General features: G+C 70.1%; 20 protein-coding genes. 11 read left to right on the top strand and 9 right to left on the bottom strand.

Annotated elements, in window-relative coordinates; genetic code table 11:
• Positions 1 to 23: 23 nt before the first annotated feature.
• Positions 24 to 1,670: a DUF2339 domain-containing protein gene (locus ACQP06_RS34440; RefSeq protein ID WP_433669254.1), complete on the bottom strand. Its 1,647-nt coding sequence runs from the start codon at positions 1,668 to 1,670 to the stop codon at positions 24 to 26.
• 228 nt (positions 1,671 to 1,898) lie between these two features.
• Here ACQP06_RS34440 and ACQP06_RS34445 point away from each other — a divergent pair, with 228 nt between their 5' ends.
• Positions 1,899 to 2,249, top strand: coding sequence for a hypothetical protein (locus tag ACQP06_RS34445; RefSeq protein ID WP_433669255.1), 351 nt, complete (start codon positions 1,899 to 1,901; stop codon positions 2,247 to 2,249).
• Positions 2,250 to 2,296: 47 nt separating this feature from the next.
• Here ACQP06_RS34445 and ACQP06_RS34450 read toward each other — a convergent pair whose 3' ends face one another.
• The 5 genes from ACQP06_RS34450 to ACQP06_RS34470 form a co-directional block, all read right to left on the bottom strand.
• Positions 2,297 to 3,106, bottom strand: a complete 810-nt coding sequence (locus ACQP06_RS34450) for an alpha/beta fold hydrolase (protein ID WP_433669257.1) — start codon at positions 3,104 to 3,106, stop codon at positions 2,297 to 2,299.
• A gap of 42 nt (positions 3,107 to 3,148) precedes the next feature.
• Positions 3,149 to 3,793 (bottom strand): DUF1707 SHOCT-like domain-containing protein, encoded by a 645-nt coding sequence (locus ACQP06_RS34455; protein WP_379272903.1) that lies wholly within the window; start codon positions 3,791 to 3,793, stop codon positions 3,149 to 3,151.
• Between the two features lie 107 nt (positions 3,794 to 3,900).
• Positions 3,901 to 4,563 (bottom strand): response regulator, encoded by a 663-nt coding sequence (locus ACQP06_RS34460; protein ID WP_433669258.1) that lies wholly within the window; start codon positions 4,561 to 4,563, stop codon positions 3,901 to 3,903.
• A gap of 14 nt (positions 4,564 to 4,577) precedes the next feature.
• Complete coding sequence (gene macS / locus ACQP06_RS34465; protein ID WP_433673517.1) at positions 4,578 to 5,768, bottom strand: MacS family sensor histidine kinase; 1,191 nt, start codon at positions 5,766 to 5,768, stop codon at positions 4,578 to 4,580.
• A 21-nt stretch (positions 5,769 to 5,789) separates the two neighbouring features.
• Complete coding sequence (locus ACQP06_RS34470; RefSeq protein ID WP_433673518.1) at positions 5,790 to 6,917, bottom strand: AI-2E family transporter; 1,128 nt, start codon at positions 6,915 to 6,917, stop codon at positions 5,790 to 5,792.
• Between the two features lie 172 nt (positions 6,918 to 7,089).
• Here ACQP06_RS34470 and ACQP06_RS34475 point away from each other — a divergent pair, with 172 nt between their 5' ends.
• From ACQP06_RS34475 to ACQP06_RS34485, 3 genes are all read left to right on the top strand, one after another.
• Positions 7,090 to 8,607 (top strand): adenylate/guanylate cyclase domain-containing protein, encoded by a 1,518-nt coding sequence (locus ACQP06_RS34475; protein ID WP_433673519.1) that lies wholly within the window; start codon positions 7,090 to 7,092, stop codon positions 8,605 to 8,607.
• 4 nt (positions 8,608 to 8,611) lie between these two features.
• A complete protein-coding gene (locus tag ACQP06_RS34480) occupies positions 8,612 to 9,757 on the top strand; it encodes a lysylphosphatidylglycerol synthase transmembrane domain-containing protein (RefSeq protein WP_433669260.1) in 1,146 nt (381 codons plus the stop codon).
• 79 nt (positions 9,758 to 9,836) lie between these two features.
• Positions 9,837 to 10,220, top strand: coding sequence for a DUF3054 domain-containing protein (locus tag ACQP06_RS34485; protein WP_433669262.1), 384 nt, complete (start codon positions 9,837 to 9,839; stop codon positions 10,218 to 10,220).
• A gap of 7 nt (positions 10,221 to 10,227) precedes the next feature.
• Here ACQP06_RS34485 and ACQP06_RS34490 read toward each other — a convergent pair whose 3' ends face one another.
• On the bottom strand, positions 10,228 to 11,781 hold the full coding sequence (locus ACQP06_RS34490) for an NTF2-like N-terminal transpeptidase domain-containing protein (protein WP_433669264.1): 1,554 nt from the start codon (positions 11,779 to 11,781) through the stop codon (positions 10,228 to 10,230).
• Between the two features lie 460 nt (positions 11,782 to 12,241).
• On the opposite strand from ACQP06_RS34490, the gene ACQP06_RS34495 reads away from it, so the two are divergent.
• From ACQP06_RS34495 to ACQP06_RS34515, 5 genes are all read left to right on the top strand, one after another.
• On the top strand, positions 12,242 to 12,859 hold the full coding sequence (locus ACQP06_RS34495) for a hypothetical protein (RefSeq protein ID WP_433669265.1): 618 nt from the start codon (positions 12,242 to 12,244) through the stop codon (positions 12,857 to 12,859).
• A 28-nt stretch (positions 12,860 to 12,887) separates the two neighbouring features.
• Entirely contained in the window at positions 12,888 to 13,325 is a 438-nt protein-coding gene (gene aroQ, locus ACQP06_RS34500; RefSeq protein WP_357097348.1) for a type II 3-dehydroquinate dehydratase, read from the top strand.
• 159 nt (positions 13,326 to 13,484) lie between these two features.
• Positions 13,485 to 14,414, top strand: a complete 930-nt coding sequence (locus ACQP06_RS34505) for an ABC transporter ATP-binding protein (RefSeq protein WP_433669268.1) — start codon at positions 13,485 to 13,487, stop codon at positions 14,412 to 14,414.
• A complete protein-coding gene (locus ACQP06_RS34510) occupies positions 14,411 to 15,262 on the top strand; it encodes an ABC transporter permease (RefSeq protein WP_433669270.1) in 852 nt (283 codons plus the stop codon). Before ACQP06_RS34505 ends, ACQP06_RS34510 begins: the two co-directional genes overlap by 4 nt.
• On the top strand, positions 15,252 to 15,494 hold the full coding sequence (locus tag ACQP06_RS34515; protein ID WP_433669272.1) for a helix-turn-helix transcriptional regulator: 243 nt from the start codon (positions 15,252 to 15,254) through the stop codon (positions 15,492 to 15,494). Before ACQP06_RS34510 ends, ACQP06_RS34515 begins: the two co-directional genes overlap by 11 nt.
• On the opposite strand, the gene ACQP06_RS34520 is transcribed toward ACQP06_RS34515, so the two are convergent.
• The gene (locus ACQP06_RS34520) at positions 15,422 to 16,417 is read right to left on the bottom strand and encodes an NAD(P)-dependent oxidoreductase (protein ID WP_433673520.1); all 996 of its coding nucleotides are present in this window, start codon (positions 16,415 to 16,417) and stop codon (positions 15,422 to 15,424) included. The genes ACQP06_RS34515 and ACQP06_RS34520 overlap by 73 nt on opposite strands.
• A 75-nt stretch (positions 16,418 to 16,492) precedes the next feature.
• Here ACQP06_RS34520 and ACQP06_RS34525 point away from each other — a divergent pair, with 75 nt between their 5' ends.
• Positions 16,493 to 16,849 carry a winged helix-turn-helix transcriptional regulator gene (locus ACQP06_RS34525; RefSeq protein WP_379272881.1) on the top strand — a complete coding sequence of 119 codons (357 nt, stop codon included), beginning with the start codon at positions 16,493 to 16,495 and terminating at the stop codon, positions 16,847 to 16,849.
• Here ACQP06_RS34525 and ACQP06_RS34530 read toward each other — a convergent pair.
• Entirely contained in the window at positions 16,846 to 17,961 is a 1,116-nt protein-coding gene (locus ACQP06_RS34530; protein WP_433669274.1) for a glycerate kinase, read from the bottom strand. The genes ACQP06_RS34525 and ACQP06_RS34530 overlap by 4 nt on opposite strands.
• Positions 17,962 to 18,059: 98 nt before the next feature.
• Here ACQP06_RS34530 and ACQP06_RS34535 point away from each other — a divergent pair, with 98 nt between their 5' ends.
• The gene (locus ACQP06_RS34535) at positions 18,060 to 18,383 is read left to right on the top strand and encodes a GNAT family N-acetyltransferase (RefSeq protein WP_357097358.1); all 324 of its coding nucleotides are present in this window, start codon (positions 18,060 to 18,062) and stop codon (positions 18,381 to 18,383) included.
• The last annotated feature ends 1 nt before the right edge of the window (position 18,384 follow it).

Below are 18,384 nucleotides of genomic sequence, written 5' to 3' on the forward strand. Positions count from 1 at the left end.
CCGGGCCTTCCTTTTTCACCGCCCTAGGTGCGGGCGTTCAGGTCGGCGAAGGCCCGCGCGTAGCGGGTGCCGACCATCAGCAGCAGTACACCCACCACCAGGAACGCGGCCGCGCGCAGCAGTCCGGCCAGGGTGGCCAGGTCGAACAGGAACAGCTTGGCCAGGGCCGCACCGGTGAGCAGCAGGCCCGCCACCAGCGCCACCTTCGCCTGCGGCGACTTGCGCGAGAGGCGGCGCAGGCCGAACAGCAGGGCGGCGGTGGCCGCGGCCATCCAGATCACCGTGGCGATACCGTGTCCGGCCAGGAACCCGTCGCGACTGCCGGTGGCGACGCCGAGCGACACGGTCAGGGCGGTCACCGCGTACAGCCCGGCGATCCCGGCGAACACCGACAGAACGGCGGCGTCGGACTCCCGGTCCAGCAGGCCCAGGCGACGCGCGGTCCAGGCCGCGACCGCCAGCACCGCGAGCAGGAACACCGCCGACAACGCGGTCGAAATACCCAGGTGAGCTTCGGCTTCCGACTGCCCGGCCAGCGTGGCCGGGTCGGCGCGGAACAGGAAGGCGAGCGCGCCCAGCCCGCCGTAGGCCGCGCCGAGCGCCGCCGCGAACCGCGACCGCCGCTGTCCGGCCACCGCCAGGAAGCCCATGGCGACCACGAACAGCGCCGTCGGCAGCGTCTGCACCTCGGTCACGCCGACACACGCCTCCAGCAGCGCGACCGCACCGGCCAGCGCGGACACCACGGCCAGGTGCCCCGGAATCCGGACGGCGGCACCGAGTTTCGGCACCCACGGCACCGCCGCGACCAGCAGCAGTACCGCCGCGACAGCGCCGGCCAGCACCGTCGGCCCGGTGCGCCCGGAGAACAGGACGGGCGCGGCCAGCATCGGCACGGTCGCCGCGCCGAAGCTCAGGCTCGCGGTCACGTCGCCCGCCCGCAGCCGCCCGGCGAGCACCGCACCGGCCAGCCCGGTCACCGCGATGACGATCGCGGCGGCCAGCGCCTGATACCGGTCCGGCCCCGCACCCGAATCGAGAGCCGTGCCGACCACCGCGAGCAAGGTCACCAGCACCGCCGGAATCGTCCGAATCACGTGCAGCCACGGCCAATCCCGCACCAACTGCACCGGCAGAGCGGCGATCTGCAACACGATCAGGAAGCCGACCAGCAGCATCAATTCCGTCGACACGAACGGCGCGAGCACCGCCGCCCCGCCCGTGACCAGCACGGCCAGGCCCTGGGAGTTCCACCGCATGGCGAGCGCCACGCCCCCGGCGGCGATCCCGAACGCCACCACGTACCCGACAACGGGATCCAGCCACCGGTACATCGTGGTCATGGCGACCACATCCAGATATCCCCCGGCGATACCCGTGGCCGCCAACGCGATTCCCCCGACCCGGCCGCCCGGCTTGGCGAACACCCGCGCCCCGACCCCCACCAGAACGGCCGAGAACAGACCACCGGCAACAACTCTCGGCACCGGTCCGAAGAACCCGGCCTGCGCCGCCAGAACCAGCAGCATGACCACGCCGATCAAGGTGACCGCCACCCCGGCCACGGCCAGCACCCGGCTGATCACGCCTTCCCGCTGCCACCACGGCTCCCGCACCGGCCGCCCGGCCACCACGCGCCGCTGCTGCGGCAACCCGGGCATCGGCGACATAGGCTGTGCACCCGGGCCAGCCCACCCCGGCCGAGCCGCGCCGGCCGGACCCGGAACAGGCTGCCCCCCAGGCATTCCCGTCGGTCCTGCGGGCGGGATCCAGCCGGGGGCGGGCGGAATCGGAACCCCCTGCTGCGCAGGCCATCCCGGCACACCCACGGGCGGGTGCGCCCACACGGGCACAGCTCCGGCCGGACCGGACCCCGGCGCATTCCAGGCCGGAACCTCATGCCCCGCCGGAACATTCCCCTGAACGGACTGTCCGCCCAGCTCAGCCGCGGCAACTCCGCCAAGTGCGCCAGGAACGCCCTGTTCCGGCCGCTGTTCCGTGGCGAAGACGGTCGAGGGGGCCTCAGGCCCGCCCGCCCCGGCAATGCCCGTGCCGGTCGCGGTCTGTGCCGCGGTTCGCATGGTTTCGGCGAGGACCTGCGTGTGCAGGGTGTCGAGGTCGCGGCCGAGGACGTTCAGGTGCTCGCCGAGCGAGGTGAATTCGGTCGACAGCCGCGCGATCAGGCGGGGATCGATGGCGGGATTCATGCCCGCAATGCTCCCGACCTGCGGGTTCTGCCACATGAGTAGAAACACCCGGGCGGCGGGCGATTACTACGCGAGTCGCGGCCGAGCGGTCAGGCGGAGTGGGCGGCGGCCCGCGCGATGGTCGCGGTGATCTCGGCGGTGATCAGGTCGGGGGCTTCCAGCATGGGGACGTGCCCCAGGTCCGGGAGCGGACGGATCCGCACGGCCGCGGTGGGGGTCAGCGGCGCGTAGACGTGCGGCGGCAGCACCCGGTCGTGTTCGGGCAGCAGGATCGTGGTGGGGACGTCGAGCTCGGCCAGGCCGGTGAAGCCGACGGGCAGCTCGGGGTCGGTCGCGAGGTCGTCGACGATGGCGCATTCGGTGATGGCCGCGGTCATGGCCTTGGCGAGCGGATTCGGCACGGCGGCCGGGCGGTAGGCGAGCAGCGGCAACAGCAGACTGCGCAATAACGACGGCATGGTCGGCTGCTGGCCGGGGCCCAGCCCGATCAGCGGCCCGAAGGCACGGAACCGGCGCAGCAGCGAGTCCGCGGCGGCGGGGGTGCGCCACAGCCCGGCGGGTGCGATGGCGGTGCAGGAGCGAGCCCGGCCGCGGGCGGCGAGTTCCAGGGCGATCCAGCCGCCCAGCGAGTTGCCCGCGATATGGACCGTGTCCCAACCGGATTCGTCGAGCAGCCGCTCGCAGTGGTCGACGAGTGCGGTCACGGTGGCGGGACGCGCGGCCTCGGGTCCGCCCCAGTGCCCGGGCAGGGTGGGGGCGAGCAGGGTGTGGCTCGCGGCCAGGTCGTCGAGTACGCCGCCCCAGGACTGCCAGGTGAGCAGCACGCCGTGCAACAGCAGCAACGGTTCGCCGCGGCCGGTTCGATGCACTGCCTCGGGGGCCGGGACGCCTTCCACCATGCGCGTGACCCTACCGTCCGGCTCCGGCTCCCGCCGACCGGTTCACGCCCCGTTGAGGAAGCGCTTCCAGTTGGTCCCGAACGGGTGCTTGGCGGTGACGGAGCTGAACCGCAGGCTCCCGTGCACGATGATGTGCAGCGGGCCCATCGGCGGCCCGCTGCGCACCTTGGTGTTGGCGCTGGACCCGATCAGGTCGATGGCATTGAGGTCCACGGTCGCCTCGGCGGGCAGGATGAGCTCCAGCGAGCTGCAGGTGTCGTTCACGTGGATCTCCACCACCTGGGTGGACATGACGGCCTGGGTGAAGTCCAGGTGCACGCTGCCCATCATGCTGTTCAGCACGAGACTGGGCGGCACGTGCCAGACGCCCCTGCGGTGCACGCTCGACATGCGCGCCCGAATCACATTGCCGGGCACGGGTTGCGGCAGGCGCGGCGGCCCGGCCACGAATCGGGGCTGCGGCGGTACATAGTGCGGTGCGGCGGGGGCAGGCTGCCCGACCAGCCGGACCCCCGGCAGATCGATCAGCACCGCGTTGAGTTCGCCGCGGGTCTTGGCCGCGAGCGCGGTGTCCATGCGCTCGGTGAATTCCCCCAGCGACAGCATGCCCAGCCCGACCGCTCGCTGCAGCAGCCGGCCGACATGTTCGCGTTCTACATCAGATACCCGTAGATCCCGGTCGCCGATCACGGTGCCGGTCTCGAGCGCGGAAACCGCTTCAGGACCTCCCATGTCTTCGAGGCTAGCGAGCCCGAGCCGGTCACCGCATCAGGGCAATCCCTGAACCGATCCCCCTATTCGAGGCCCTGTTCGATGGCGTACCGGGTCAGTTCGACGCGATTGCCGAGCTGGAGTTTGCGCAGCGTGGACTGCACGTGGTTCTCGACGGTGCGGTGGCTCAGGCCCAGCCGGGTCGCGATCTGCCTGGCGGACAAGCCTTTCGCCACCATCCGCAGCACTTCGGTCTCGCGGTCGGTGAGCGCGGGCCGATGGGGTTCGTCGCGGTCGGCGGGGGTGTTGGCGATGCGGCGGAATTCGCCGAGGACCAGCCCGGCCAGGCCGGGGGTGAACACCGCTTGTCCGGCGGCCGTGGCGTGCACGGCGTCGAGGAGTTCGGCGGCCGAGGCGCTCTTGACCAGGTAGCCGGTGGCCCCGGCCTTGATGGCGTCGAGCACGTCGTCGCGTTCGGCCGACGCGGACAGCACCAGCACCCGGGTGCCCGGGGAGACCCGCAGCACCTCGGCGGTGGCGTCGGCGCCATTACCGTCGGGGAGCTGCATGTCCATCAGCACGACGACCGGGCGGACGGCGGCGGCGCGGGCGCCGGCCGAGCGCACGCCGTCGGCGGTGGCGACCACGTCGAATCCGGCCTCGGCCAGGTCGCGGGCGACGCCGTCGCGCCAGATCGGGTGGTCGTCGACCACCATCACGGTGATCCGGTCCGCCGCTTCGCTCATGTCCGCCTCCGCTCTCATTGTGGCCGTTCGACGGGAATCCGGAACTCCCATTCCGCGCCCGCCCCCTCGTCGCCGTCCTCGGGCGCCGCTTCGAACAGCAGCTGCGCGGTGCCGCCGAGCGCGGCGACCCGGCCGATGATGGAGCGTGAAACACCCATGCGCCCTTGCCCTTCGGCCTCCACGAGCCGCCCGGGCGGAATGCCCGGACCGTCGTCGCGCACGCTCACGATCAGCTCGTCACCCATATCCTCCAGCAGCACATAGGCTTTCGCGCCCGGTCCGGCGTGCTGGACCACATTCGCCAAGGCGGCGGCGACGGCCGCGGCGACCTCGCGGGCCGCCCAGTGCCCGAGCAGCACCGGATCGCCGGGCGTGGAGACGAAGACGGACGGCGTGGTCTGCGCGGTGAGCAGGGGACGCAGATCCTCGTCCACCCCGCTGACGTCGGCGGGTTCGCCCTGTTCGGAGATGAGCACCCGCAGGGCGACCTCCTGCTCCCCCGCCCGCTGCGCCAGTTCCGCTGTCGGCCCTCCGATCTCGTGCCCGCGCCGCTTGATGTAGCTGAGCACCTGGAGGACGCCGTCGTGCACCTGACGGGCCAGGCGTTCGCGTTCCTGGGCGGCGGCGGTGAGCCGGACTGCCCGCTGGAGCTGCTCGTGGGCGCGGCGGGCGGTGTTGGAGGCCAGGCCCAGGGCCAGGCCCACCGAGATCAGCACCGGCAGCGTGGCGTCGCGCCAGACGTCGACATCCCATTGGGCGCGAGCGGTGATGACGGCGGCGGAGACCACCAGCCCCGAGCAGATGCCGCCGAACGGCCCCCACAGGATCGCCGCGGAGACCACGGCATTGGCGGCCCACAGCGTGGTGGGCAGGGTCTGATGGCCGTGGTACCAGTCGTACGGGGCGACCAGCCGGGTGGCGAAGATGAGGGCGATCACCACCACGTGGTCGCCGATCACCACCCCGGTACGCACCCGCGGCTCGTTGCGGATCCGCCACTGCGACAACAGGATCGCGGAGATGCCCGACCACACCGCCATGACCGCGATCAGCGCCCAGCTGAGCCGCTGATTGGTGTAGTGCGGGACCGAGGCCACCTGCTGGCCGACCGCGTACAGCAGGGTGACCAGCCGGAAGGCCTGCACCGCCCGCCACAGCGGCGCGGTGGCGGCCCAGGCGGGATCGGGCCCGGTCCCGCCCGGCACCGGTTCGGTCCCGCGCCCCACTCAGTCCTCCGTGACCGCTCGGCCGTCGGGACCGTCGGGTTTGGCGGCGTACATGGGTTGGTCCGGATCGCCGGTGTGCAGTTCCTGATACGCCTCCTCGGGCGAATCGGCGAGCAGCGAGCGCATGGCGGTATTGACCACGGCCACGAACGGCACCGCCAGCAGACCGCCCGCGAGCCCGGCCAGCACCACACCCGCCGCGATGGCCAGCACCACGGCCAGCGGGTGGATGCGCACCGCGCGGCCCATCAGCAGTGGTTGCAGCACATGGCCTTCCAGCTGCATGACCGCGACCGTGATGCCCAGCACGATGAGCGCGGTGACCAGGCCCTTGGTCATGAGCGCGATGAATACCGCCACCGAACCCGCGATGAAGGAACCCACGATCGGGATGAACGCGCCGATGAAGACCAGCGAGGCCAGCGGAAGCGCCAGCGGCACATTGAGAATCGCCAGGCCCGCGCCGATGCCGATGGCGTCCACTGCCGCGACCAGCACGGTGGCCCGGACGAAGCCGGTGAGGGTGCCGAAGCCGAGCCGGCCGGCCTCCCGCACCCTGGAGCGGTGCGCGGCCGGGACGATGCGGGTGCAGAACTCCCAGATCTGGTCGCCGCCGTAGAGGAAGAAGATGAGGATGAACAGCGTCAGGAAGGTGCCGGTGAAGAACTCGCCGATGACCGTGGCGGTGGTGAGCGCCCCGTTGGTGAGCGCGTCCTTGTTGGATTCGACGGTCTTGACGATGGTGTCGCCCGCATTGCGGATCTGATCGTTGCTCAGGTGCAGCGGCCCGTTGATCAGCCAGTCCTGGACCTGGTGCACGGAGGTCTTGAACTCGTCGGACAGCTGCGGCACACCGGAGACGAACTGTTCCACGACGAAGGTCATGATCCCGGCCAGGATCCCGAGCGACCCGATCAGCGCGACCAGCACCCCGATGGCCCGCGGCACCCCGAACCGCTGCATCCAATTGACCAGCGGCGCCATCAGAGCCGCGCCCAGCAGCGCGATGGAAATCGGAATCGTCACCGTCGACAGCCGCCGCGCCAGGTACGCGACCGCGACCACCGCCGCCAGAATGATGAGCAGCCGCCAGCACCACTCCGCGGTCTGCCGGACGAGCGGGTGCACAGCCTCCACGTCGCGCCGCCGTACCTGACTCGTTTCCCCGGACCCGCTGGACACCGCCTGCGCCTCACTCACCTGAGCGAGCCTAACGGCCGGAACCTCCGCAGGCATGTACCGGCGATGCAAACGCTAGATTGGAGCGGTGTCAGCGCCCCTGGAAGCGGTCAAACAGACCATGCATACCCGCTGGCCGCTGTACTTAGCTTCGATGCTCGCGGCCAACGCGTTCGGCGCTGTCCTGGTGTGGGCGTTCATCGAGTACGGGTTGCCGGTGCCGGAGGGCGGCACCAGCGCGACCCGCGAGACCGGGCTGCTGGTGCCCGCGCTGGTCTTCGTGATCGGCGGATTCCTGAGCGTGACGGCGTCGGCGCTGATGCTGCGGCCGGTGATGCGGTGGCAGATGCGGGGCGGGCCGCCGTCGCGGCAGGAGCAGATGGCGGCGCTGCACGCCCCGTTGCGGCAGGCCATCGTGCATCTGGTGTTGTGGCTGGTCGGCGGCGCGGTGCTGGCCTCGCTGATCATCGTGCGCACCCCGGAGCTGGCGGCGGCGGTGATCGTCACCGAATGTATGGCCGCCACCATCGTTTTCGGCTTCACCTACATGCTGGGGGAACGGATTCTGCGGCCGGTCGCGGCCGAGGCGCTGACCGTGGGGGCCTTCGACCACACCCTGACCGCGGGTGTCGGCACCCGGATGGCCATGACCTGGGGGATGGGCACCTTCGCGCCGACCATCGCCATCGTGCTGCTGTGCGTCACCCAGATTTCTTCTCGCGTCCAGTTTTCCGCGCAGTCGCTGGCGGTCTCGATTCTCTTGTTGTGCGGCGTGGTGATCATGCAGGCGCTGGCGCTTTCGATGCTCACCGGCTCCTCCATTTCCGATCCGATCCGCCAGCTCAGCCAGGCCATCGACCGGGTGCAGGAGGGCGCCCGGGATGTGCAGGTGGAAGTTTTCGACGGCTCCGAGATCGGGCTGCTGCAGGTGGGCTTCAACCGAATGATGGGCGAGGCCGCGAAACGCCGGGAACTGCAGGAATTGTTCGGTCAGCACGTCGGCGAGGATGTCGCGCGGCGGGCCCTGGAGTACGGCACCGAACTCGGTGGTGAAACCCGATTCGTGGCAGTCCTGTTCGTGGATATGGTCGGCTCCACCGCGACCGCGGCGGAACGCCCGCCGACCGAAGTGGTCAGCCTGCTCAACGAGTTCTTCCGGGTCGTGGTGGATGTCATCGACCGCCATCACGGGCTCATCAACAAATTCATGGGTGACGCCGCGCTGGCCATCTTCGGCGCGCCGCTGGATCGCCCCGACGCACCGACCGCGGCCCTGGCCGCGGCCCGTGAACTGCGCGAAGCCCTGCGCGAGGTGGTCGGCCTGGATATCGGTATCGGCGTCTCGGCCGGACTCGCGGTGGCCGGGAATATCGGCGGGGCGAATCGTTTCGAATACACCGTGATCGGCGATCCGGTGAACGAGGCGTCGCGCCTGACCGAACTCGCGAAAGACCGGCCCGAACGGGTCCTGACCTCGTCGAGTGCCCTGTTCTTCGCCGATGAGAACGAGCAGCGGCATTGGCAGACCGGAGAAGAAGTGCAACTGCGTGGCCGCCGCCGGAAAACCCGGCTGGCGTGGCCGCGGACAGGCACGGACCCCGCTGCTGCAGACGAGGCGGCGGCGAGTTCGTTAGGCTGACGACGTGACGGCCCATGGTGAGCTGGACGGCGAGCCCGCGCCGCCCGCGGACAACGCGCGCCGTGGCAGATTCTGGTGGGCCAAATGGGTGCTGGGCGCCGCGCTCGTGGGACTGCTGATTTCCGAGGGCATTTACCTATATCCGCGCCTGCACGAATCCTGGAAGAACCTCACCGAAATCCATTGGGGCTGGGTCGCCGCCTGCATCCTCATGCAGGCGGTTTCCATGTCCGGGTTCGGTCGCATCCAGAAGCAGCTGCTGCACGCCGGCGGCGTGGAGGTGAGTCAGCGCAAGTCGGTGTCGGTGGTGTACGGCTCCACCGGCATGTCGCTGACCTTGCCCGCCGGTCAGGTGTTCTCGACCGCCTTCACCTACCGCCAGACCCGGCGCTGGGGCGCGAGCCCGATCGTGGCGTCCTGGCAGCTGGTGATGTCGGGCGTGGTGGCGGCGGCGGGGCTGGCGCTGCTGGGCCTGTTCGGCACGGTGCTGGCCGGGGACCGGGTGGGTCCGGCCAAGGTGATCCTGACGCTGGGCACGGTCGCGCTGCTGATCTGGGCGGTGAACTACGTGGCCCGGCACCCGGACGGGGTGCAGGGCCTGCTGCAGCGAATCCTGCACCTGGTCAACCGGATCAGACGCAGACCCGCGGACGACGGCATGGACAAGATCGAGGAGATCATGTCCCAGCTGGAATCGGTGGACCTGGGCAAACGTGATGGCGCGTGGGTGGCGGCCTGGGCGCTGGTACACCGGCTCGCCGACGTCGCCTGCCTGGGATTCGCCTGCTACGCGGTGGGCGCGGACCCGCGCTGGGCGGCGCTCATGCTGGCTTTCGCGGCCGGAAAGGCCGTGGGCACCATTCCTTTGGCGCCGGGCGGCATCGTCTACGTGGACGCCACCCTCATCTACTCGCTGACCGCCGCGGCCGGGTTGCCCGCCGCGCAGGCCGTGGCCGCCGCCTTCCTCTACCGGTTGGTGAGCTTCATCCTGGTGGCGATCGTCGGCTGGATCGTCTTCCTGTTCCTGTTCCGCAAGCCGCAGGCCGGCGACGCCGAACTCGAGAAGGAGTTCGAGGAGCGCGGCAATTCGCTGGTCACGGACCGCCGCCGCGCCACACCTCCCCCGGACCCGGACGCGACTTCCGCCTGACCTCCCTCGCGGCCGGTGACCTGCCAGGGTGGAGTGTCCCTGCATCAGCGTCTCCGAGCCGCCCGATACCCTGTGCCGCGTGAAGAAACTCGTGCCCTTCGCTGTGGATGTCGCCCTGGTGATCGTGTTCTGCGCGATCGGGCGGCGCAGTCACGACGAGGCGATCATCGCGGGCCTGCTGCGCACGTTCTGGCCGTTCGGCACCGGGCTGCTGCTGGGCTGGGTGCTGTCGGCGGCGGTCGCGGCGGGCCGGGAAGGCGTCTCGGCGGCACGGCGTTTCGACGGCCGCACGGTGTGGCCGACCGGCGTGATCGTGTGGCTGAGCACGCTGGCGGGCGGCATGCTGCTGCGCGCGGTGTCGGGTCAGGGTGTCGCGGTGAGCTTCGTGATCGTGGCCGCGACCTTCCTGGGCCTGTTCCTGGTCGGCTGGCGCGCGGCCGCGCAGGCGCTGTCCTCCCGCTGAACCGCCGCTAGTCCGGGGTGGCCAGCGACTGCAACAGCCGGGCGGCCACCCGCGCGGTGAGGTCGCTGCTGTCGGGATCGTCGATGTGGATGGCGAAGGCCAGATCCCCGAGGGTCGCGACCAGCCACCCGTTGTTGCCGGTGGTGGCGCTGTAGACCTGGACATCGCGATACCGGCCGAGGGCGGCCATCTCCGGCGCGCCGCCGCCGTCGTGCAGCATGGCGCGCAACCGGTCGGTGGCCTCCGGCGGCAACGCGGGCAGGTCGGCTTCGGTGGTGGCGGGCTGGCCGATGGCGATCATCGGCTTGGGCACCTGCCCGCGCGCGACCGCGGCCGCCGCGATGGCCATGCCCCAGGGGCTCGCCATCAGCGAGTCGGCGGCGCCGCCGCGGCTGACGTTCTCGGCGGTGTTCTTGCCGGTGGGCAGGCGGCCGGTGGTCTCGTCGAGGCCGGGCACCCGGAAGTCGATGCCGATGCCGAGCAGACTGGCCGCGTCGGCGGCGTCGCCGACCGAGACATCCTGCGGCGCTTTGTGTTTGGTGACCGCGGCGACATTCTTGAACAGCTCGATCATGCCGCCGACCGGGTACAGCCCGGTGAAGGCGATATTGCCGCGCTCACTGGCCTGACTGTTCTGGGCGACCGCGACCAGAGCCCCGCTGGAGGGCTGGACGGCCACGATGGAGGTGGGCGAGCCGGTGCTCACCGCGGCGTCCTCGGCGGCGCGCTGCAGGTGCTGGTCCATGGTGCCCGGGACATCGGGGCCGGGCGGGCCCTGTTCCCCGGCGAGCTGGGTGACCATGGCCCCGTTGGGCTCGAACAGCTGCACGCCCCAGCCGGAGTGGTTGTCGCGGTTCTCGTCCCACACCTTGGTGAGCGCGTCGAGCATGGGCGACCACACCCGGCGGTCGGCGGAGATGAGCTTGGGCTGCTTCTCCAGCACCACGCCCGGGATCGGGGCCATGCGCGGTTCGAGGATGGCGAAGTCGCCGTCGCGCAGGTTGACCGCGGTGATGGGTTTGCCCTGCGCGGCCGAAAGCTGTTGCATCAGGGCCGGTCCGTCGATGAGCGGGGCGACCGGGGCGATGGCGGCGGCGAGCGCGTTGGTGGAGGCGACCGGGTCGGTGATCTTGGCCGGGTCCAGCTTGACCACATTGATGGTCTGCTCGGTCATGAGCGGCTGGCCGACGATGTCGTTCACCCGCGGGGAGGGCTGGGCTTCGGTGCGGACCAGTTTGGCGGTCCGCTTGGCGTCGAGCTGCGGCATGACCAGGGCGGGATCCCACGAGATGCGCCAGCCCACACTGAGTTTGCGGACGGTGCCGTTGAGGTCGTACTTCCAGTTCCGGTTCTCGCCGAAGTTCCAGGCGCCGGTCATGGAGAAGAGGCCGGTTGTACCGTCCAGTTTGATGAACTGGGTGACGCGGTACTCGGGCTTACCCGGTCCCAGGCCCTCGAAGACTTGCTTCAGCGTTGCCGAGGCGCCCGCCGGATAGGAGGTCAGTCGCGACGCTCCGTCGTAGTCCTTCTTGTCGATCAGCGAGGTGAACTGATCGACCACATTCTCCGCGCCCGTCGATTTGTCCCGAAACCCACACGACCCCATCGCGATCGCGACGGCCGCCACACCCGCGAGTGCGATAGCACCCCGAACTCGGAAGCGGCGGGATCCCCACACATCCATATCGCCCACTCTTCACTCTGGCCACATCAGCATCAGGTCCACGGTACCGCGCTCCGAACGCCGCGGCGCCACCTTCTCCACCAGGAGCGCACGTACTGAGCATCACCATAGTGCCGAAATCGTTCAGTAGGGACCAGTTACATGATCACCGGTCGGTTACAGCACTGGCGTATTCGGGACTCGGCAGACCGTTCGGTTCTCACTGGTGACAGCCCCGCGCGCGATTCGTGACCATGCCTCGAGACCCCGTTCTCCCAGAGCGGAACCCACGCACCCAATTTCGACGTAACGTTGTAATCAGCATTACAACTCCATGCCGTAAGTGAGTGTGACCAACATGAGACACGGACATCGTGGACCCGGCTTCGGACGCACCGGCGGTTGGCAGCAGGCCGACCTCCCCGACGTCTCGGACGCCCCCGACTGGTTCGCTGGCAGATTGCCAGCCGACTGGTTCACCGGTCCCGCAACCCTCGAGGTCGATCGCGACGAAATCGTCGTCCTCGGCGAACTCCCGCTCCCCCCAGCCGAATCCACCCCCGCCGCCGAACCCGGCGCGGACGCCCCCGCCGCCGACGCGGGCCCGGCCGGCGTCCCGCAGGCCACCCGTGAGGGCCTGCTCGCCCGCTTCCGGGAGTCCACCCGGCCCGCCCGCATGCAGATCGCCCAGGAGGCGCAGGCCCGCTACGGCCGCAATGTCGCCTGGGGCGTGCTCATGGACGGCGAACGAATCATGTTCACGCATCTGGCCGTACCGGTCATGACCCGATTGCGCCAGCCCGAGCGCAAGGTGCTCGACACCCTGGTCGACGCCGGGGTCGCCCGCTCCCGCTCCGACGCGCTGGCCTGGACGGTCAAGCTGGCCGGCAAGCACGCCGAGGAGTGGCTCGGGGAATTGCGCACGGCCATGCGCAAAGTCGACGACCTGCGGACGGAGGGACCGCGCGGCCTGTGATCGCCCGACCGGCCGATAGAGTGGGCGCATGCCTGCTACCGGCCCGATCCTGGTGCTCAACGGCCCCAATCTGAACATGCTGGGCACCCGTCAGCCCGAGGTGTACGGGGCCGACACGCTCGACGACGTGGTCGAACTGTGCCGCAAGACCGCGGCGCGGTTCGATCGCGAGATCGTGGCGTTCCAGTCCAATCACGAGGGCGCGCTGATCGATCGCATCCACGCCGCCCGCGGTGTGGAGTCCGGCATCGTCATCAATCCGGGCGGGCTCACGCACACCTCGGTGGCGCTGCGGGACGCGCTGGTGATCCCGGAGGTGCCGATCGTGGAGGTGCACATCAGCAATGTGCACGCCCGCGAGGAGTTCCGGCACCACTCGTTCGTGTCCCCGATCGCGACCGCGGTGATCGCGGGCATGGGCATCCAGGGCTACGCGGCGGCCGTCGAGTTCCTCAGCACGCGCTGACCGGTTCCGCGCCCGCGCCGAGCGGCGCGGATCCTTCGCAGCAGGGCCCGGCTCTCCCCAGAGCCGGGCCCTTTTTCACGTTCTCGATAAATAGCTTGAGCACCTCAAAATGTAGTAGTTATGCTACATCCAATCCGGCTTCTACTACGGAGGGGTGCCATGACGGTCGGCGAGGACGTCGTACTCGACGTCGAGAATCTGCGTATGCGCTACGGCTCGCGCGACGTACTGCACGATGTCGGTTTCCAGGCGCATCGCGGCGAGGTGGTGGCCCTGCTCGGGCCCAACGGCGCGGGCAAGACCACCACCATCGAGATCCTCGAGGGCTTCCGCATGCGCTCGGCGGGCCGGGTCGAAGTACTCGGAACGGACCCCGCGCACGGCGAGGAGGCCTGGCGGGCGCGTCTGGGCGTGGTGCTGCAATCGTGGCGCGACCACGGCAAATGGCGGGTGCGCGAACTCCTCGAGTACCTGGGCATGTACTACGCGCCCTACTCCACCCCCGCCATCCGCCGGCCCTGGGACACCGACGAGCTGATCGCCGCCGTCGGCCTCACCGAACACGCGGGCGCCAAGGTGATGACCCTGTCCGGTGGCCAGCGCCGTCGCCTGGACGTGGCCATCGGCATCGTCGGCCGCCCCGAACTGCTGTTCCTGGACGAGCCGACCGCGGGCTTCGATCCGCAGGCCCGCCGCGAATTCCACGACCTGGTGCACCGTCTCGCCGACGACGACCACACCACCATCCTGCTCACCACCCACGATCTGGACGAGGCCGAGAAGCTGGCCGACCGCATCCTGATCCTGGCCGGCGGGCGCATCATCGCCGACGGCTCCGCCGATCAGCTCTCCCGCCGCATCGCCGGTGAGGCCGAGGTGAAGTGGACCCGCGACGGGCAGCGCTTCGTGCACACCACCACCGAGTCCACCAAGTTCGTCCACGAGCTGTTCAAGCAGTTCGGCGAGGCCGTCGAGGAGCTGGAAGTGCGCCGCGCCTCGCTCGAGGACACCTACATGACCCTGGTCCAGCGGTTCGAATCCGGCCAGGGCGACATCGAATTGCACAGTCTGGAAGAGGTGGCCCGATGAACGCGACGACCGTGGCGATCCGGGCCGGGCTCCGGCGCGGCCGCATCGAAGTGGTGCAGACCCTCACCAACGGGATGGACATCTTCTCGCAGTTCTTCTGGCCGGTGGCCACCATGGTCGCGGTGTTCTTCATGCGCCACGGCGACTTCGAGGGCACCGGCGTCGGACTGGGCGCGCTGGCGCTGCCCAGCGTGCTCGGCATGCTGGTCGCCTTCACCGGCATGTTCGGCATCGCCCAGGGCCTGGCCATGGACCGCGAGGACGGGACCCTGTTGCGCGCCAAAGCCACTCCCAACGGAATGCTGGGCTATCTGATCGGCAAGGTCGCCGCGGTCTCCGGTGTCACCGTGGTGCAGGTGGCCCTGATCCTCGGTTTCGGCCTGTTCGCGATCGGCGGGGTGAGCCTGGACAGCGTCGGCGCATGGGCCACGCTGATCGGCATCCTGGCGCTCGGCCTGCTGGCCTGCCTGCCGCTGGGCGCGATCATCGGCTCGGCGTTCGACAGCCCGCGCAGCATCGGCTTCGTGTCGTTCCCCATCATGGGTCTGGTGGCGATCTCCGGAATCTTCTACCCCATCACCAGCCTGCCCGGCTGGCTGCAGGCGGTGGCGCAGGTGTTCCCCATCTACTGGATGGGCCTGGGTATGCGCTCGGCCATGCTGCCCGACAATGCTTCGGTGGTGGAGCTGACCCACTCCTGGCGGCACCTGGAAACCGTCGCGGTGCTGGGCGCGTGGGCGATCGCGGGCATCCTGATCGCGCCGATGGTGCTGCGCCGCATGGCCCGCCGCGAATCCGGGGCGGCCGTGGCGGCCCGCCGCGAGAGGGCCATGGCGCGTGCCTACTAACAGCGAGGTCATCTACAACCGGATCGCCATGTTGCGGGCCGAGCGCGGGATCTCGCGGCGGGAACTGGCCGAGGCCCTGGGCGTGCACTATCAGACGGTCGGCTATCTGGAGCGCGGCGAGTACAGCCCGAGCCTGCACCTGGCGCTGCGGCTGGCGGCCTATTTCGAGGTGCCGGTGGAGATCATCTTCTCCACCGCCCCGTTCCCGCGCATCGGCTCCGAAACCGCCTGAGCCATCAGCTCGTAGGTCGACACCGGGCTCCCGGCCGCCCGGCTGGCGGCCACCGCCCGGCGCCAGAACGCCTGGGCGGTGTGCGAGAGCGTGGCGTCCACGCCGGCCTCCTCGCTGGCGTCGATGACGTGCTGCGCGCCCGCGTCCATCATGCGCAGCCCCGCCAGGTCGGCCCAGCCGCCGCTCGCGTTCCGCAACGAGAACTGCTCCATGAAGTACGGGAAGGCGGCATTGGAGCGCACCGCGAACGGCACGAACTGCGCGATGTCGTGACCCGCCCGGGCGATCATGGCCGTGGCCTGGTCGAAAGCCAGCAGCCAGGGATGGAAGATGGTGAGCAGGCCCTGGTAGAAGACCTGGGCCAGACCGTCATCCGCGCCCAGGTACTCCGGCGGGCTGAGCGGGCGCAGCAGCTCGGCGTGCGCGTCGAAGACCGCGCGCGGGCCGCTGTAGAAGATGTACGACGCCGGGTGCTCGATATTGTTGCCCGCCGACATGACGCCGCCGGACAGGAATTCGGCGCCGTGTTCCCGCACCCACGCCGCGCCCCGGCGCGCCTGCTCGGGCGAATCCGAGGACAGGTTGGCGATCACCTTGCCGCGCAGGCGATCCGCGACCGGGCCGAGCACGTCGTACATGGCGGCGTAGTGGGTGAGGCTGAGCACCACCACCTCGTTGGTGTCGAGCGCCTCGGCGACGGTGCCCACGCGCGTCGCCCCGAGCTCGACCATGGCGTCCGCCTTCTCGGGGCTGCGGTTCCACACCGTCACCTCGACCCCGGCCTTCAGGAAGGCCTTCACCATGGCCCGGCCCATCGGGCCCAGGCCGATGACGGTGACGGAACTGCGCTGATCGGACATGCTGTACCCCTTCGATTCCGGCTGTTCTGCGGTGGCGCGCCGGAATCGATGGTGGTCCGGGATCGGTAGCCTCGGGAAGACCGCACTCGCGGGTGCGGTTGCTTACCTGGAGGTTGGCAATCTGGTCAGGAGGGCGCGATGAGTACCGGCGGTGACGGGGATCACGAGGTGTGCGGCATGTCCATCGCCATCGGCGCGGTCGGCGGCAAATGGAAACTGCACCTGATGTGGGTGCTGGCCGAGGGCACCCAGCGCTTCGGGCAGATCCGGCAGCTGCTGACCGGCGTGAGCGAGAAGGTGCTCACCGAGAACCTGCGGCAGATGGAGGCGAGCGGCCTGGTGCACCGGGAGATCTTCCCGGAAATCCCACCGCGCGTGGAGTATTCGCTCACCGAGCTGGGCCAGGAGCTGAGCGCGGCGCTGCGACCGCTGGAGGAGTGGGGCGACCGCAATCGGAACCGGATTCCCGGCCGCGCGCTCACCCCGTCCGCCTAGGCTCCGCCGATCCGCTCACCGATCCGTTCCAGCAGGTCCGCGGCGTCCGCCATGCTGCGGGCCGGGTCGGGCTCCAGTTCCGACAGGGCATAGGCCGCCTCGAATCCGGCGTCCCGCACCTGGTCCGGGGTCAGTCGTACCCGGCCCGCGACCGCGATGACCGGCAGGTCGGCCGCCCGGGCCGCGCGGCAGACCCCGATCGGGGCCTTGCCGGACAGACTCTGCGCGTCCAGCGAGCCCTCCCCCGTGACGACCAGGTCGGCGTCCTTCAACTGGGCCGGGAAGTCGATGAGGTCGAGGATCAACTCGATGCCGGGGCGCAGCCGCGCGCCGAGGGCGGCGAGCGCCCCGAATCCGGCGCCGCCCGCCGCGCCCGCGCCCGCCCGGTCCGCCCATTCCGGCCCGAGCACGGCGGCCCAATTCTTCAGTGCCGCTTCGAGAGTGGCGACCTGCTCGGGGTCCGCGCCCTTCTGCGGGGCGTAGATGGCGGCCGCGCCGCCGGGCCCGAGCAGCGGGTTGTCCACATCGCTGGCCAGGGTCACGGTCGCATCGGCCAGTCCGGGATGCAGATCGCCGCGGTCCACCCGCACGGCGCGCGCGAGTGCCGCTCCCCCGCAGGGCAATTCATTGCCGTCGACGTCGAGGATGCGCAGGCCGAGAGCTTGCAGCAGGCCCGCGCCGCCGTCGGTGGAGGCGCTGCCGCCCAATCCGAGCACGATGTCGCGCGCACCCCGGTCGAGCGCGTCGCCGATCACGTCACCGACGCCGTAGGTGCTGGCGTGCAGGGGATCCGGTTGCCCGTCCGGTAGTTTCGCGAACCCGCTCACCGCGGCCAGCTCCACCACGGCCGTGCGCCCGCGCACCGCGTAGGAGGTGGTCACCGGTGCGAGGGTGGGGCCGAAGCTCTCGACCTCGACCCGCTCCCAGCCCGCCGCCACGAAGGCGTCCACGGTCCCGTCGCCGCCGTCGGCCACCGGTGAGCGTTGCACCTCGGCGCCCGGGTCGGCGCGGGTGATTCCCGCCGCGAGTGCGTCCGCCACCTGCGCGGCGGTCAGTGAGCCCTTGAATTTGTCCGGGGCGAGCAGCACCCGGCGCGGCCGTGGGTCCGTCATGCGTCCAGTGTGATCGCTGCGCCGGAAAGCGACACGCCAGGCGACACGGTTCGGTCGAACGGACAAATTGCCAGGGCCGGGGAACTAGCGTCGCACGCATGCCGAGTCAGTCGATCGAGGTCCGTAAGAATTCCGCGCTGGAGCGGTTCGAGTTGTATATCGACGATTACCTCGCCGGGGTCGCGGCGTATCAGGACACCGCCAATGAGCGGGCCTTCGTGCACACCGAGATCTATCCCCAGTTCGAGGGGCAGGGCTACGGGCGCAAGCTGGTGCAGGGTGCTCTCGATCAGACCCGGGACGCGGGGTTCGGGATCCTGCCGCTGTGCCCGATGGTGCACCACTTCGTCGAATCCCGGCCCGAATACCTGGCTTTGGTGCCGCACTGGTCCCGGGAACGGCTCAATCTGCCGCAGCACTGAC

The organism is Nocardia sp. CA-136227, assembly GCF_050955695.1.
Taxonomy (GTDB): domain Bacteria; phylum Actinomycetota; class Actinomycetes; order Mycobacteriales; family Mycobacteriaceae; genus Nocardia.